The organism is Herpetosiphon sp., assembly GCF_003512625.1.
In the GTDB taxonomy this organism is placed as follows: domain Bacteria; phylum Chloroflexota; class Chloroflexia; order Chloroflexales; family Herpetosiphonaceae; genus Herpetosiphon; species Herpetosiphon aurantiacus.
The window spans coordinates 2,629-18,482 of the sequence record NZ_DOPT01000108.1 but is presented as its reverse complement, the minus strand read 5'-3'; the positions used below and the strand labels follow the sequence as shown (position 1 = coordinate 18,482).

Genomic DNA, 15,854 nt, shown 5'->3' with positions numbered 1-15,854 from the left:
GTTCCATAAATAAAGAATCCCTACAAGGGATTAAAACGGGCTGATGTAGTGCTGAATGCCGCTGTTGATAAGTTCCATAAATAAAGAATCCCTACAAGGGATTAAAACACTATCGCATAATGGGGCCGCCAACAGGAATTGGTTCCATAAATAAAGAATCCCTACAAGGGATTAAAACGCTTTTTCTATGTGGAGTAAATGCAATGTATGATGGTTCCATAAATAAAGAATCCCTACAAGGGATTAAAACTGATAGCCAAGTGATTGAGGCGAGTGGAATGGGGCGTTCCATAAATAAAGAATCCCTACAAGGGATTAAAACCTGATACTGATATTATTCGTGGCCTCATCAACCAGGCAGTTCCATAAATAAAGAATCCCTACAAGGGATTAAAACCCTACTCTTGATCACGTTGGCGTTCGCTCCGGTACGTTCCATAAATAAAGAATCCCTACAAGGGATTAAAACTTGATCAGGCCAGTCAGGTTCGTAATGACGATTGGCAGTTCCATAAATAAAGAATCCCTACAAGGGATTAAAACACTCAGTAGAATTTGATCGCACGAAAGTGCTGGGTTCCATAAATAAAGAATCCCTACAAGGGATTAAAACGCCTCAATGGCATGAGCGAGAACACATTGTATAGGTTCCATAAATAAAGAATCCCTACAAGGGATTAAAACTGAAAGCAGCTATTCAGGCAAATCTGCATAATAAGTTCCATAAATAAAGAATCCCTCCAAGGGATTAAAACATTCATTCATAGTATACGTCCTTGTGTGTCTAAATAGTTCCATAAATAAAGAATCCCTACAAGGGATTAAAACATATAAAACTCAATCCATGCAAGAATTGCGGGCATGTGTTCCATACATAAAGAATCCCTCCAAGGGATTAAAACAATAGTTTGTTATCCTCGCGGTAGCCGATTTTGAGTTCCATACATAAAGAATCCCTCCAAGGGATTAAAACGCCACGATCGTGCACGCGAGTGAAGATTTTGCGAGTTCCATACATAAAGAATCCCTCCAAGGGATTAAAACAACGGGGTTGGATAGGGACTGGGAAAGCCATTCGAGTTCCATACATAAAGAATCCCTCCAAGGGATTAAAACATTGAGCTTGGCTGGCAAGCAACCCCGTTGGTGTGCGTTCCATAAATAAAGAATCCCTACAAGGGATTAAAACTTGCCGTCGTAATGGCCTGCGGTTTCTGAGCGCGTGTTCCATAAATAAAGAATCCCTACAAGGGAAAAAAACCTGATGACACTGAGGACAGATCCCGTAGGGGCGGTGGAGGACGAGGTGTTTGCCGCCGTGGGTGCGGAACCGCCGCCGATGCCGCCCACGCGGCCGCAGTGGTACATGACAGGTGGGACAGTGGGCTGCTGGCGTGGGTGTGGCAGGCCAGGTCGCCGCACTCGCAAGGACAAGATCGTGGAGCATCTGCGCCCGCAGCACCGCGAGGCGTGCATCCAATGCCTGTTCAATGTCGGTCAAGGTCGCGGTAGGATGCTGCGTGCGCTAATTGTGCATACCCGTGATGAGTTCGAGACTGCTGATGCTCCATTGCTCGGCGGTGTGGTCACGGCTCATGACAAATCCTCCCCAACACAGGAACACGGGCAGCCTAGCACGGGAACCACAGGAGAGCAAGGAGGTCGCTGCAAAATCGTGACGGACACCCGCATTAGTTGCTGCACTTGACAGCCTTGTTATAGTAATTGGCTAGGGAGAATTAATCGCCGCTCGTCCCCTAGCGCGAGTTACTGTGGAGAGTGTCTTGATGAATCTTGATCACCTATTGGCTGAGTTCGAGCAATTAAGCTATGCCCAACGGATCAAACGCATGGTGCAACTTGGCCAACGAGCCAGCAATAATCCGCAAATTAGCCAATTAATTGAACAATTAGCCCACAGCCCCAGTATCTACCAACGCCGATTGGCCTTATTTAGTTGCTATGGCAGCCACAATAGCAGCCTCATTCGTCAATTTATCGACGATCCAGCGCAATCACTAGTTCAACTCGCGATCAAATTAATTGCGGTGTATGGCAGCGATGCCGATGTTGAAGCCAGTTTGCAACAGCTCGCCCCAGCCTTATGGCGCAGCATGCTCAAATTATTAAGCCAACAGCAACGCTTCGGATTGATCGATACATTTTTAGCGACACTTGAGCCAGCGCAACTGCCACGCTACCATATTTTTGGCTCACAAGCCTATTACAATCAACACCAAACTGCGATTATCACAAGCCTGCAACCCCAAGCATGGAGCCATTTCGCCCGTTTCAAGCCGCAAGCAGCTGCCGAAGCCCTAGCAATCGTCTTACAAAATGGCGACCTCAGCATTTGGCATAAACAGGGCATTTTCAATCAAGCGTTGCCCGAACTCGCCAAGGATTACCCAGATCAAGCACTTGCGCTGGTAGAAATAGCGTTGAATCAACAAATATCCTTAAAATCCATGCCGTTGCAAAAGTTAGCCTATCGCCGACCGCAAGCAATTGCCGATCTGATTATTCAACACCAGCAAGCAGGCGCGATCAAATGGGGCAACTTACTGAAGAAATTAAGCTTGGAGCACGTGTTACGGCTGGCTGAGCTGAATCTTTTGCCACGGCCAGCCTTATGGCTTGGCAACACGCCGCTTGAATATCGATCAGCTATCTATGCCGCTCATTATCGCCAATGGTATCAAGATGATGAACAACAATTGCGGTTGCGTGAAGATGCACTCTGGCAGGCCTTACCACGCCAAGAGCGCCAGTACGAGGCTCGACGAGTGCAGCAGATACCAAGTTTAGACTTTGATCTGCGTTTGAATATTCGCCATGCCGCCTATTTGCCTTGGGACGAGGCTTGGGAAACCTTGCAACCAGCGCTCAAACATAGCGATGCCGACTATCGCGGCGAAGCACTTGCCGCATTAATCAACATTGTGCGCTATCAGCCCGAACAAGCCCAAGCCGCCTTAGATCTCATGCAGACTCGGCGCAACGAACAAGATCCAGTACGGGTACAGATGCTCACCGCCTTGAGCGAACTCCCAGCGCGGCGTTGGCAAACCGAACACCTGCCCAGCATCGAGCAGATTATTAGCGCTAGCCTTGATGCGCGTGATTGCTCAGATGCCAGCATTCGCTTATTGCAACGCTGGCTCAGCAAATTGCTGGCGGTGCATCCACAGGCCAGTATCAGATTAATTGGCCAAATTAGCCGTGAACGAGGCAAGATGTTTGTGCAAAGCCATGGCCGCAAACTCAACGCCAGCGAAGCTCAAGCCTTATGCGCCGTGCTCTTGCCAATTATGCAGCACTGGGAGCGCCGTCAACAAATCGAAGATATCTTGAGCATTGTCAATTTTATTGGCAAAGCGATTAAAGCTGTGCCTGAATTATTGACGCTGCTTGAGCAAATTGCCGATCAACAGCTCGATTGGGCCGCCAGCCGCGCCTTGCGCAGCTTACATCGTTTCGCTCGCAGCAGATTCAACCAAGCCGTGCCACGGCTGCTTGCCAACGACCCAAGTTGGATCACCCAGCCATTGGTACACAATTTTGTACATAGCAAACGCCAGGATTTGCTCACGCCATTTTTGCCAGTCCAACGCTACAAAGGCAAATTCAGCACTGGCAAATCGTCCTATCTTCTGCCAATTCAACGTGGGTTTGAGCGATGGACAACCAAGCAGCAACAACTATATGCTCAAGCGCTGATCAAACAAACCGAGCAAACCGACCATCAGCACCCACATTTGGTCGAGTATGCCCAGCGTTTGGCCTACCTCAGCGAAGTCGCGCCAACCCGCTTGATTGAATTGGCCCAACTTGATGCGCCAATTGTGGTCTTGCGCGATAAGGCGATCGAGGCTTTGAGCCGCCGCGAAACCAGTGATGGCGTGGCAACCCTGATCGAAGCTTTGGACGATGCCCGAGCACGCGTGGCAATTTATGCTTTACGGCGGGTTTTGCTGCGCATGCCAATCGACCAAGCCTTGGCAATTTTGCGCAACGTACCAAGCACCAAAATCACGGTGGCCAAAGAAACTCTACGGCTGATCGGCGATCTCAAAAACCAAGCGGCCTATCAAGAGTTATTACGCTGGAGCACGCTGGAACTACATCACGATGTCTGGATTGCCTTGGTCCATGCGCTGAATAATTATATTAATCAAGTCGAAACCTGGGCAATTTTTGAACGCTTGCTTAACCATGACGAACCAACCGTCGTCGAGAGTCTCACGACAATTTCGCTAGCAGGCCAAACACCAAGCATGCTGCCCCAACTGCTGCAACTGTTCAAAGCATTAATTGAGCATCCCAACCTTGAGGTGCGCAAAGCAGCAATCGGTCGCTGTTACTATTTTTATGGTATCGATACCCAGCGAGTTTTGGTTGAACCATTGACCAAGGCTCTGACTTCAGGGATTGAGAAGCTGCGAGATTTTGCGGTTACCGCGCTTATTAATGTCTATGGAATTAAGGATATAGCGGTTATTACTAAAATTGTGCACGCCAATTTAGCAAATCGGGCTGTTATCAACGCAGTGATGAGCAGGCTCAATAGCCAGGTACGATTCGGGCAAACGTCCCATGCAGCAGCAAACGCAGTTATTGCCGAACTAGCCCATGACCGATTAACTACTCGTTTGCAAATTCAATTAGCGGGGCTTTACTACGAAGAGCAAGCATGGTTTAACTTTATACAACAGCTGCGCCAACAAGCTTTGTTGAATGTTGATAATTTTCGGGCAGTGTTGGAAGTGATGGAAAACGGCACAAATACCATTTGGGTTGGCCGACCTGAGCACCTTGAAAGCTACTTCTACCAAGCCAGCGATCCCTATCTGCGGCGCATCGGTTTGGCGGCTTTTTGCTTCAAAACCAAACGCAGGGGTTGGCATCCTGCCGATTATCAACGGTTAGCTGAATATCAGGCCGACCCCGATGAACTCGTAGCAGCGGCGGCTCAATTTATCTTTGCGCCGCAACCTGACGCTGCAAAGCCCGCCAAATAGAATGATCTTCCCTCACCCCCGACTCCTCTCCCGCCGCTGTGGGAGAGGGGAGTTTTGGTCTTGGGGTTCCCCCTCGCTCGCGTGCGGGAGCGGGGGCTAGAGGGTGAGGGCATGATCCTATTCGCTAGTACCATTCGTTAGTAAATCGCGAATTTCTCGTGCACTCATAATCAGATCTGAGATGAGCATACCTAGCCGAAGGGACGTATCGCTATAACAAATCAATACAGTCTTTGAATTGACGGCAAACAACGCAAACGTCTGCTGCAAATCACGGAATATGATGTAGGTGTCGATCGGCTCATTCAAGGTAAGAATGAGATTTTTGGTAATCTGAATGCCGTGGGGCAAGCGCACAATTGCATGATTGTCGTTTGCAGCCGCCATAAAATCGGGGTGCGAAAGCACAATATTATGCAAACTTGGTAGTTTTTGCTGAAGATCAAACACATATTCTTTGATCAGCGGATAGGTCATAATCGAATGCCTCACCTATATCCCTATATTGGGCCACTAGCATTGCTACACGCATGGAATGAGCGTTCGCAGCGCCACATCATTCGTACTATTGCCGATGTTGATCAGTGGATTACAACCCAAGCAACATCGCGCCACGAGCAGCGCCTAACCGCTACCTTTATTATTGATCCCACAGCCCAACTTTGGATCGCTGATCAGCGTTCTGAGCATGTGGCTTGTGCTCGTGGTGAGCATGTTTTGGCGGCTGGCGAAATCACGTTTATCGTTGAGGTAGGAATACTCGTAGGCTGTGAACTGACGAATCAATCAACTGGCTATTGCCCAGAGCCAAGCACATGGACTGTCGTTCAGCAAGTGCTTGATCAAATAGGGCTGCCGCATGCTGACGGCTGGACAACAAGCTTCGATTTTCGACGTTGCCCAGCCTGTGGCATGATTAATCTGATCAAAGATCAATGGTTTGTCTGTGCTGTCTGTGAACATGAATTGCCATTGGACTGGAATTGTTGAGCCTGCAACTAACCCTGTGCTGCCGCAAGGTAGGCATTTTTCAGGGCGATATAATTTTCGGCAGTGCGGCGAATCCGCTCAAGATGCGCATCATCTAATGGCCGAATTTTGCCTGGAATGCCCAAAACCAGCGAATTGGGCGGCACGATCATTCCCTCGGTAACTAAAGCCCGCGCCCCAATCAACGAGCCACGCCCAATCTGAGCATGGTTCAAAATCACCGCCCCCATACCAATTAGCACATCGTCGCCAACCGTACAGCCATGCACAATCGCACCATGGCCGATGCTTACGCCTGCGCCGATCGTCAGCCAAGCATCAGGGTCGGCATGCAAAATTGAGCCATCCTGAATATTACAGCCTGCGCCGATCCGAATCAGGCCTTTATCACCGCGAATCACGGTCATGGGCCAAACACTCACATCGGCGGCCAACTCGACTGCGCCACAAACCAAGGCTTGAGGCGCAATATACACCCCTTCGGCACGTGAAACCCGATCAATCACACAGGGAAATTGATATTCCACCAACACACCTCTAGGCAAAAACATGGCCACGCAGAATCGTCAAAGCCTCGCCGCCAATCCGTGAGCTAATAATTTGGGCCTCTTGATCGAACTGCACTGCCACTTCTAAACGGCCTGGGCGGCCCATTGCATCGCCTTGTTCAGCGCGATACTGCACCAAATTGCTGCCATCGGCTTGGGCAATCGCGCCCACCCCAACCAATAATGCACCCAGCGGGCCTTGAGCCGAGCCAGTCACTGGGTCTTCGTCGATACCAATCACGGGACCGAAAAAGCGCAGATGCACAGCACTTTCAGCATCAAGCCCTTCGAGGCAGTAGAGCACCAAAGCCGTCAGTTCATGGCTTTGGCAAAGAAAGCGCACATCATTCATATTGGGCTTAATTGCCAAAAGATTCGCTAGATTATGACAACCAATATAGCCGTAATTGCCACCGCGCGTTGGCGGAATATCGCTGCGAATATCGGCTTCATCTAAACCGAGTGCGGCAGTAAGTGCCACAATTTGCAATTCCAACGGCTCAAATTCGGGCACGGGAATATCCAACCAAACTTTACAAGCCGAAGTCTTGCTCTCTTGCAATTCGACCGCCAAAATCCCCGAAGCAGTTTCAATTTGGTAGCGTCCAGGAATCACTAAATGGCCGCGTTCGGCCAAAGCATGGCAAGCGGCAACCGTGGCATGACCACATAAGGGCACTTCGACCGTTGGAGTAAACCAGCGCAATTGCAAATCGGCTTGGCTGCTGGGCAACACAAATGCCGTCTCAGAAACATTCATCTCGCGGGCTAAACGCTGCATCACCACCGGATCAAGCCCAGCAGTATCGAGCAATACCGCCGCTGAATTACCAGTAAACGGAACATGGGCGAACGCATCAACTTGGACAATTTCTCGCCAGCGTGGCATGGAACGATCCTCAAACTAGGGTTAATCTAGCTTCATTCTAGCACGATGGCTGCTCATTGTGGTTACCATTGCTTTATTCAAACATATATTTTTGATGTTGAGACTAAAAATAGCTGCTTATCCAGCGGGTTGGATAAGCAGCAAAAGAAACTAAACCGCTGATCGACGCGGATTTAGGCTTGTTTGCGCAACCGAATCGCACCATCAACCAAGCCAACCACAGCCCAAATTAATGAACCGCCAAGCAATAGCAGGTTCGAAAAGCCAAAGCCAAAGCCAATCACCAATAAACTTAGCACAAGCGCAACGTGCAGATAGATACCACGGGCTTGATATTCGGCTGGATTGCTGGTCAAACGTTTGGTCAGCCAAAGCATGCCAATTGCCACCACCAAGCCTAAAACTGTATACAGTTGGTTGCTTTGCAGGCTGGGGTAAAACAACATCAGGCTTAGACCAAAACTTAGGGCATTCAGTATTCGTGCAATCAACAAACTCCAACGGTTGTTTTTGGTAACATTGACCATTCTCATCCTTCAGCTCCAATCATTTGATGATTCATTGTTTGGTGTGCTACTAATACTACTGCGTCGATTGCTTGGTTGCAAATATTCGCGCATTGTGGACATACACATTATACATCGCCTACAATTAACTCCTATGCTACTCTATCGCTACAGCAACTCGTTAAACAGGAAGGATGTTTGTATGCGACGTTTGAGTTTTTGGATACTCTTAGGAATAATTTTAGCAGCCTGCGGGAGCAGCACGCCCACCACTGAGCCAAGCCAATTGGCACTTGCCCCAACCGCAACGATTGCGGTAACTGTAACCGCCGCACCAACCAACTCTCCCGAACCAACCAGTACAACCCTGCCAACCGTAACCACTGAGCCAAGCCCAACCCCTGAACCTAAAATCGAATTGGCAGTGGTTGGTGATATTATGCTAGCTCGCTCGATCGGCGAGCGCATTCTTAGCGATAGCCCTGAGCAGCCCTTTGCCGGAGTGCGCGATGAATTAGTTAATGCCGACCTGACGATTGGCAATCTTGAAACGGCAATTGCTGATGCTGGCGAACCTGCGCCCAAAGCCTACCGTTTTTTAGCGCCCCCCGAAAGTGTTGATAGCCTTAGCGATGCAGGCTTTGATCTAGTTTCGCTGGCCAATAATCATAGCCTCGATTGGGGTGAATCGGCTTTAAGCGAGACAATTGGCCTATTGAATGAGGCTGAGATTGCCAATGTTGGTGCAGGCATGAACGCCGAACAGGCCTATCGTCCAGTTATTATCGAGAAACATGGCTTGCGTTTGGCGTTTCTGGCCTATGTGAATGTGCCAGTTGAGCGTGGCGGATTTGTAACCGAATCGTGGACAGCCACTGCCGAACAAGCAGGCTTGGCTTGGGCCGAACCAGCAGTGATCGCGGCTGATGTCGCGGCAATTCGGCCAAGCGTCGATCATGTGATTATCTTGCTGCATAGCGGCTATGAAGGGATTGATCAACCAAATGAGATTCAGCGAAGCAATGCCTATGCGGCACTCGACGCTGGCGCAACCTTAGTTTTGGGTGCACATCCGCACGTGTTGCAAGGCTATGAAGCCCGCCCGAATGGCCAATTTATTGCTTGGAGTTTGGGCAATTTTGTATTTGATGGCTTCGATGGTACACCTAGTCTTGATAGTGCCATTTTACATTTGACCCTCGATAAAACGAGAGTCATCGCCTCACGCTGGACACCAGTCCGCTTGATCGATGGCTATCCACAGGCGCTCGATCCCACAACTGATGGAGCCTATATCATTGAAAAAATTGAGCAATTGAGCAATTAATCCATCAAGTACACTCGACATTCCTCCGCACACTATCCAAAAAGTACCATACCTGGAACCATTCTCAGGTTAAGACCTGAGAATGGTTCCAATCAAGGCCCGATGGTTGATGAGACAATTCTCGGTACGCTTATGGCTAGGGGGTTCTCCAAACTTTTTGCGGAGGAATACAAATGGATACCTTGACCGCAGCACGGGCGCAGATGGAGGTCTCGCTCGCGTTTCACATGGTTTTTGCGGCGTTGGGCATTGGCTTTCCCTTGCTCATGGTCATCAGCGAGGGCTTGGGCTTGAAAACGGGGCAAGCTCATTATCTCGCACTGGCAAAGAAATGGGCTAAAGCGACGGCGCTTACCTTTGCAATTGGCGCTGTTTCAGGCACCGCGCTAGCATTCGAGCTAGGGTTGCTTTGGCCGACCTTTATGGGCTTTGCAGGCAGTATCATTGGCTCGGCCTTCACGCTCGAGGGCTTTGCCTTTTTTATCGAAGCGATTTTCCTTGGCTTGTATCTTTATGGTTGGAAGCGGCTCTCGCCACTAGCTCACTGGCTCACTGGCATTCCAGTCGCAATCAGTGGGATGCTTTCAGGCGCATTGGTGGTGGCGGCCAATGCGTGGATGCAAACACCAGTTGGCTTCGATTTAGTTGATGGCAAGGCGGTGAATGTTAATCCGCTGGCCCCGTTTCTCTCGCCTGCTTGGCTCGATATGGCTTTACACTCAACCCTGTCGTGCTATATCGCAACTGGTTTTGCCGTGGCTGGCGTATATGCGATGGGCTTGCTCAAAGGCCGTAACGACCACTATCATCGCTCAGCCTTGACAATTAGCTTGGGCTTGGCGACCGTCACCGCCTTGTTGCAGCCAATTAGCGGCCATATCAGTGCCCAACGCGTTGCCAAAGATCAGCCTGCCAAACTAGCAGCGATGGAAGCCTTATTTGAAACCCAAGCTGGCGCACCGTTGTTGATCGGCGGAATTCCCGACCCTGAAACTGGCGAGATTCACTTTGGAATCGAAATTCCTAAGGCGCTGAGTTTTATGGCAACCAACGATTTTAACGCCGAATTACGGGGGCTAAATAGCTTTCCACCTGACGAACGCCCAAATGTGGTGATCACCCATATTGCCTTTCAGGTGATGGTTGGAGCTGGCTTTGCCTTGATTGGCTTAGGCTTGTGGTTTTGGTGGCGGCGTTGGCGTGGCAATCTTGCTCTGAGTCGCAAACTATTATGGGCCTTGGTTTTTGGCTCGCCATTGGGTTTTATCGCCTTACAAGCGGGCTGGATTGTGACCGAGGTTGGCCGCCAGCCGTGGATCATTTATGGAGTGATGCGGACTCGCGATGCGGTAACTACGGTCGCTGGTGTGCCGCAGGTGTTTTATCTGTTTAGCTTGCTCTATATTGGCCTTGCAAGTGTACTCGTGTATTTATTACGTCAACTTGCTACGGGCTATCCTGCCGAAACTAGCGAAAGTGAGGCAACCCATGCCGCTTGAGGTTGTTGTCGCCGCAATTGGCTTGCTAGGGGTCATTACCTATGCGATTTTGGCAGGCGCTGATTTTGGCGGTGGGATCTGGGATTTATTGGCGTGGGGGCCGAGGCGCACCCAACAACGCGAAGCAATTGCCCATGCGGTTGGCCCCGTTTGGGAGGCCAACCATGTGTGGCTGATTTTCATTATTGTCGTGCTGTTTACAGGCTTTCCTACTGCGTTTGCGGCGTTGAGCATTGGGCTATTCGCACCATTTCATCTCGCGCTATTGGGGATTATCCTGCGGGGCGCGGCTTTTGTGTTTCGAGCCTATAGCCCGCAAAAAGAGCAACAACCAAGCCAGAGCAGCCAGCGTTGGGGTACGATTTTTGGCGCAGCCAGCGTTATTACCCCAGTGATTTTGGGCATGACGCTGAGTGCAGTTTCGGCAGGCCAATTACGGGTAATTGATGGCGTTGTGCAAAGTGAGGGCATTGTTTGGATGACCCCATTGGCAATTGCGATGGGGTTATTAGCCTTGGCGTTATGTGCTTATCTCGCCGCCGTCTATATGACGATTGAAACGCGCGACGAATTACAGGCTGATTTTCGTCAACGCGCCTTGCTAGCTGGTACAGCGGTGGTTGGTTTATCCTTATTAAGTCTGCCATTACTCTATTTCACCGCTCAACATCTATGGGAAGGTTTGATCAGCGTTCGTGCCGCGCCAGTATTGACGATTGGTCTACTTGCCGCCTTACTTTCAGGCTGGGCCTTATTGCGTTGGCGCTTTCAACTTGCACGCGGCGCAGCGATTGTGCAAATTAGCTGTTTGCTAGCAGGCTGGGGCATCGCTCAATATCCCTACATCATTTATCCCGATATCACGTTGGCCACAGCGTCAGCTCCTCGTGCCACCCTGATTTTTATTTTGGTGGCCTTGCCCTTGGGGTTGTTAATCTTATTGCCATCATTGTGGTTTCTGTTCAAGGTGTTTAAAAGTGCACCACGTGAGGATGCATAGCTTGCATTCTCGTGTGGCATAATCTCTGCTAAACCCTACCACATAATGGCGATTTAAGGCGTGCAGGGGGAATTAAAGCCCCCTGCATTCCCCTCCGACAGAGGGACGGAAAAGTAGCGAATCGCGAGTTGCAAGAAAAATTACTCGGCTTTGGGGGCTTTAATTTGCACTGTGCCCTGCTTTTCAGGGAAGCGACCAACCGACATACGCTCGTAAAATTCACGTAATACGGCAAAATCGGCATCGATATCACCAGTTGGGTAGAGCATTGGGCCAAAGCCAAGCACTTTACGCTCGTAGTTGATATAGCTCATGCCAATTGGAATTTTGGCATTCAGCGCAATGTAGTAAAAGCCGGTTTTCCAATGATCGGTTGCTTTGCGCGTGCCCTCGGGCGCAACCACCAACACCAATTTTTCGTGGCGCTCGATCTCATCGACAACCTGTTGGACTGCGTTGTAAGTTTTATCGCGACGAATCGGAATCCCACCCAACCAACGCATCATCGTTTTGAAGGGAAAGCGAAACAACGAATGCTTGCCAATCCAATAGATGCGCAGCTGCTTTGAGAACGTTGCCAGTAACATCACCGCAAAATCCCAATTGGAGGTGTGATAGGCTCCAATCGCGATCCATTTTGGTTCAGTTGGCACAGTGCCTTCAACCTGCCAACCAAATATCTTGAGCAACAATTGCGCTAGCCAACGCAACGAACGACCTGGTTGTAACGAAAGTCGAGATGGACGAAAGCCACGAAATCGCTTCATTGATGGTTCCTGTTGGGGCGCTGAGGGTTTAGCTCAGCGCCAAAAGTTGGATTATTGGGCCGCTTTGATTGCCGCTACGATCGCATCACGCGCTACAGCTTGTTGCTGACCCGAGCGTAAATCTTTGAGCTGTACTACGCCTGCAGCCAAATCATCGGGGCCAAGCACCAAGGCAAAATTCGCACCCTTGCGATCTGCCTCTTTGAACTGGTTGGCAATTTTGACTGGACTATACGCGGTCAATACACTCAGGCCAGCTACCCGCAATTCGCCCGCCAAGCGCAGGCTCTCATTTTGAAAATCGCCAGCAAATAAGGTAACATAGGCATCGATCGTGCGCTCTGGGCGTGGCCCCATATTAAGCTCAAGCATCAAATCAAACAAGCGTTCAAGCCCAAAAGCACAGCCAACCGTCGGCAACGAGCGTTTGCTAAACATACCCACCAAATTGTCGTAGCGGCCACCGCCCAATAACGAACCCATCGGTGGCGAATCGAGCACGGCCTCGAACACACAGCCCGTATAGTAGGATAAGCCGCGAGCCAAGCTAGGCGCAATCGTAAAACTATCGGCTGGCACGCCAAAGCTCGTCAATACCTCGCAGATGGTGCGCAAGGCCGCAACCGCTGCCAAAGCTGGCGGATCGTTGGCTAGCACGCTTTCCATTTCGGCCAACACCGCTTCGATCGAGCCGCTAATCCCGACGAAGTGCAACACACGCTCAGCAGCTTCGGCACTCACGCCACTTTTGAGCAATTCGTTGCGCACACCGTCATTGCCAATTTTATCGAGCTTATCGATCGCGCGATATACTCCACCTGCCTCGTTTTCGGGCACACCTGCTACCCGCGCCAACCCACTCAAGATTTCGCGGTGATTGAGCAAGACTTTTGCACCAGTAAAGCCTAAAGCTCGCAAGCCTTCAACGACCACCGCCACAATTTCAGCATCGGCAATCGGGCTATCTACCCCAACAATATCGGCATCAAGCTGCCAAAATTCGCGGTAGCGACCACGAGCTTGGCGTTCGCCGCGATACGATTGGCCGAGCGCATAGCGTTTGAAGGGCATAGTTAATTTGCCTTCGTTTTGGGCCACCACCCGCGCCAAGGGCACAGTTTGGTCGTAACGCAAGGTCAAAGCATCATCGCCATATTTCAAACGATACAGCAATTTTTCTTCATCGCCAATCTTGCCTTCGAGCGTTTCCGAATATTCGACAATCGGTGTGGAAAGTGGCTCAAAGCCATAGCGCTCTAAAATACCAATCAAGGTATCGGTGATAAAACGCCGCAAGCGCATAGCTTCGGGCAAGTGATCGCGCATGCCTTTGTAGGCGCGAGGAGTAATTGGCATAATTTTAGTTCCTTATCCAAACGGGCATCAGCCCACAAGCGCTAGCGTTTGAGCGAAACTCCAGTTAAATCTAGCTCACCCAAAGCCGTAATCATGTAACCATCAACATACGATTTTACCAAGGAATAATCAACAGTATGCACCAAAGGAATGACCACAAAATCACTGAGCAATTGCTCTTCGGCTTGGCGATAGAGTGCCCCACGTTTTTCAGCATCGGCCTCGGCTTTGGCTTGCTCAATCAGTTGATCAAACTTCGCGTTGCTGTAATTGGTGCGATTGTATTGACCCTTGCTGCCAAACAACACCTCTAAAAAGTTTTGTGGATCGGGATAGTCGGCGATCCAACTGAGGTCATACAAATGATAATTATCGCGCTCAAGTGCTGCCAAATAATCGCCAAATTGATCTTGACCACGAATTTCAATCGTTACCCCAAGCTCATCTTTGGCAATTTGGGCCAGCAAACCTACCCCGCTACCGCTGCTATAGCCAATAATCGGCGGAAACTTTTCAACGCTACCATAGCTCGATTCGCTGATTAGTTGTTTGGCACGGGCAATATCGGCGTTTGGCTCAGGCAAACGTTCTGGCTCGGCTCCAGGCATGCCAGGTGGCAAAATCCCCCGGGCTGCGACCACCGAGCCATTGTACGAAACATCGGCCAATTTAACCCGATCGATCAACAAATAAAAGGCTTCGCGCACCTTCGGATCGTCAAATGGCGGTTGATTCACATTCAAGCCAATATAGCTTAATTGCAACTGTGGCGTGATCCGCAGCTCAGCGTGCAACGGATCAGCCTCATCATTAATCCGATCAAGATCATAGCTGCCAATGCCCGTCACGTCGATTTCGCCCTGCTCATACAACCCCAGCGGATTACTACCTTCCGCCCCAATCAGATAGGTAATCCGATCCAATTTGGGGGCAGTGCCATAGTAGTATGGGTTGGGCACAAGCTCCATGCGGCGGCGATGATTCCATAGATCGAGCATAAACGGGCCTGAGCCATTGGGTTTTTCGAGCCAATCGCTATTGTCCTCAACTGTGCGCCGATCGAGCACAAAGGCTGGCGGGTGAGTCAATTTGAGCAAAAATAGCGAGCTTGGCTGGCGCAGCGTAATCGCGATTGTTTGATCATCAACCACCTTGACCCCACTGAGCGAGTTGGCTTGCCCAGTCACTTTTTCAAGCACTCCAGCAACATCATCGAGGTAGGTTGGCGAAACAATTGAGCCAAGGCTAGGGTCGGTGGCCCGTTCGAGACTCCAACGCACATCTTCAGCAGTAATCGGCGTACCATCGGCAAAGCGTGCATTCGAGCGCAGTTTAAAGGTATATACCGTGCCATCAGCCGAAACATCGATCGTTTCAGCTAAATCGGGGACTGCTTCAAGCTCGTTGTTGAGCGTCACCAAACCGCTAAACATCAAGCGGGCAATAAAACCGCTGGTCGTATCGCCAACCAATGCTGGGTCGATCGTCGCTGGATCATCGCCAAGCGTCAAAATAAAATTGCCGCCGCCACCAGCTTGGCTTTGGGCTACTGGAGTTGATGCAGGTGCTGGGGTAGCTTGGTTGCTCCCAAGATCGCAGCCAACTAAAACCAGTAGCAAGAGACCTAAAATCGATAAACGTTTATCCATAGCACTTCCTCGCTCAGATCCCGTCCACAAGCGACGGTTGAACTATTATAATCCACACGAATGGCACGAAGAACGCCCTTCGTGCCATTATTCAGGGGCTATTGCCTTCGCGCAAAAACCACATTGTTGGATACCGCGTTACGTCCCCTCGCCCCCAACCCCTCTCCCACTACGGCGGGCGAAGGGAGTTCTAATGGTCATCGATAGGTTGGTTTCAAAAGTGTTCCGTATCGAACCACGAATCCCGTGGTTCATCGATGGATCTCTGCTCACCACCCTATGTCCTTGAGGGGGTGCAGGGG

Annotated in this window: 12 protein-coding genes and 1 CRISPR repeat array; of the genes, 5 read left to right on the top strand and 7 right to left on the bottom strand. The window is 50.2% G+C overall.

Going from position 1 to position 15,854, the window contains the following annotated elements:
- A CRISPR array of direct repeats spans window positions 1-1,261; the repeat unit is 37 nt; unit sequence GTTCCATAAATAAAGAATCCCTACAAGGGATTAAAAC.
- Window positions 1,262-1,787: 526 nt separating this feature from the next.
- On the top strand, window positions 1,788-5,021 hold the full coding sequence (locus DEF47_RS24720; protein ID WP_012189779.1) for a HEAT repeat domain-containing protein: 3,234 nt from the start codon (window positions 1,788-1,790) through the stop codon (window positions 5,019-5,021).
- 117 nt (window positions 5,022-5,138) lie between these two features.
- Here DEF47_RS24720 and DEF47_RS24715 read toward each other — a convergent pair whose 3' ends face one another.
- Window positions 5,139-5,498, bottom strand: a complete 360-nt coding sequence (locus tag DEF47_RS24715) for a hypothetical protein (protein WP_012189780.1) — start codon at window positions 5,496-5,498, stop codon at window positions 5,139-5,141.
- A gap of 6 nt (window positions 5,499-5,504) precedes the next feature.
- Between DEF47_RS24715 and DEF47_RS24710 the strand changes: the two genes are divergently transcribed.
- The gene (locus tag DEF47_RS24710) at window positions 5,505-6,011 is read left to right on the top strand and encodes a hypothetical protein (RefSeq protein ID WP_012189781.1); all 507 of its coding nucleotides are present in this window, start codon (window positions 5,505-5,507) and stop codon (window positions 6,009-6,011) included.
- Window positions 6,012-6,019: 8 nt separating this feature from the next.
- On the opposite strand, the gene DEF47_RS24705 is transcribed toward DEF47_RS24710, so the two are convergent.
- The 3 genes from DEF47_RS24705 to DEF47_RS24695 form a co-directional block, all read right to left on the bottom strand.
- Window positions 6,020-6,562 (bottom strand): gamma carbonic anhydrase family protein, encoded by a 543-nt coding sequence (locus DEF47_RS24705; RefSeq protein WP_012189782.1) that lies wholly within the window; start codon window positions 6,560-6,562, stop codon window positions 6,020-6,022.
- A complete protein-coding gene (locus DEF47_RS24700) occupies window positions 6,549-7,448 on the bottom strand; it encodes a PhzF family phenazine biosynthesis protein (RefSeq protein ID WP_012189783.1) in 900 nt (299 codons plus the stop codon). The genes DEF47_RS24705 and DEF47_RS24700 overlap by 14 nt, the downstream gene beginning before the upstream one ends.
- A gap of 173 nt (window positions 7,449-7,621) precedes the next feature.
- Window positions 7,622-7,975, bottom strand: a complete 354-nt coding sequence (locus tag DEF47_RS24695; RefSeq protein ID WP_041304434.1) for a hypothetical protein — start codon at window positions 7,973-7,975, stop codon at window positions 7,622-7,624.
- A gap of 181 nt (window positions 7,976-8,156) precedes the next feature.
- On the opposite strand from DEF47_RS24695, the gene DEF47_RS24690 reads away from it, so the two are divergent.
- The 3 genes from DEF47_RS24690 to DEF47_RS24680 all read left to right on the top strand — a co-directional run bounded on the left by DEF47_RS24690 (window position 8,157) and on the right by DEF47_RS24680 (window position 11,780).
- A complete protein-coding gene (locus DEF47_RS24690; RefSeq protein WP_012189785.1) occupies window positions 8,157-9,281 on the top strand; it encodes a CapA family protein in 1,125 nt (374 codons plus the stop codon).
- 173 nt (window positions 9,282-9,454) lie between these two features.
- Entirely contained in the window at window positions 9,455-10,780 is a 1,326-nt protein-coding gene (locus DEF47_RS24685; RefSeq protein WP_012189786.1) for a cytochrome ubiquinol oxidase subunit I, read from the top strand.
- A complete protein-coding gene (locus DEF47_RS24680) occupies window positions 10,770-11,780 on the top strand; it encodes a cytochrome d ubiquinol oxidase subunit II (protein WP_012189787.1) in 1,011 nt (336 codons plus the stop codon). The genes DEF47_RS24685 and DEF47_RS24680 overlap by 11 nt, the downstream gene beginning before the upstream one ends.
- Before the next feature lie 140 nt (window positions 11,781-11,920).
- On the opposite strand, the gene DEF47_RS24675 is transcribed toward DEF47_RS24680, so the two are convergent.
- From DEF47_RS24675 to DEF47_RS24665, 3 genes are read right to left on the bottom strand one after another with little or no spacing between them, the layout of a single operon-like run.
- The gene (locus DEF47_RS24675; protein ID WP_012189788.1) at window positions 11,921-12,547 is read right to left on the bottom strand and encodes a lysophospholipid acyltransferase family protein; all 627 of its coding nucleotides are present in this window, start codon (window positions 12,545-12,547) and stop codon (window positions 11,921-11,923) included.
- A 51-nt stretch (window positions 12,548-12,598) separates the two neighbouring features.
- The gene (gene hisS, locus DEF47_RS24670; RefSeq protein ID WP_012189789.1) at window positions 12,599-13,903 is read right to left on the bottom strand and encodes a histidine--tRNA ligase; all 1,305 of its coding nucleotides are present in this window, start codon (window positions 13,901-13,903) and stop codon (window positions 12,599-12,601) included.
- A 41-nt stretch (window positions 13,904-13,944) separates the two neighbouring features.
- On the bottom strand, window positions 13,945-15,552 hold the full coding sequence (locus DEF47_RS24665; RefSeq protein ID WP_012189790.1) for a peptide ABC transporter substrate-binding protein: 1,608 nt from the start codon (window positions 15,550-15,552) through the stop codon (window positions 13,945-13,947).
- Between the last annotated feature and the right edge of the window lie 302 nt (window positions 15,553-15,854).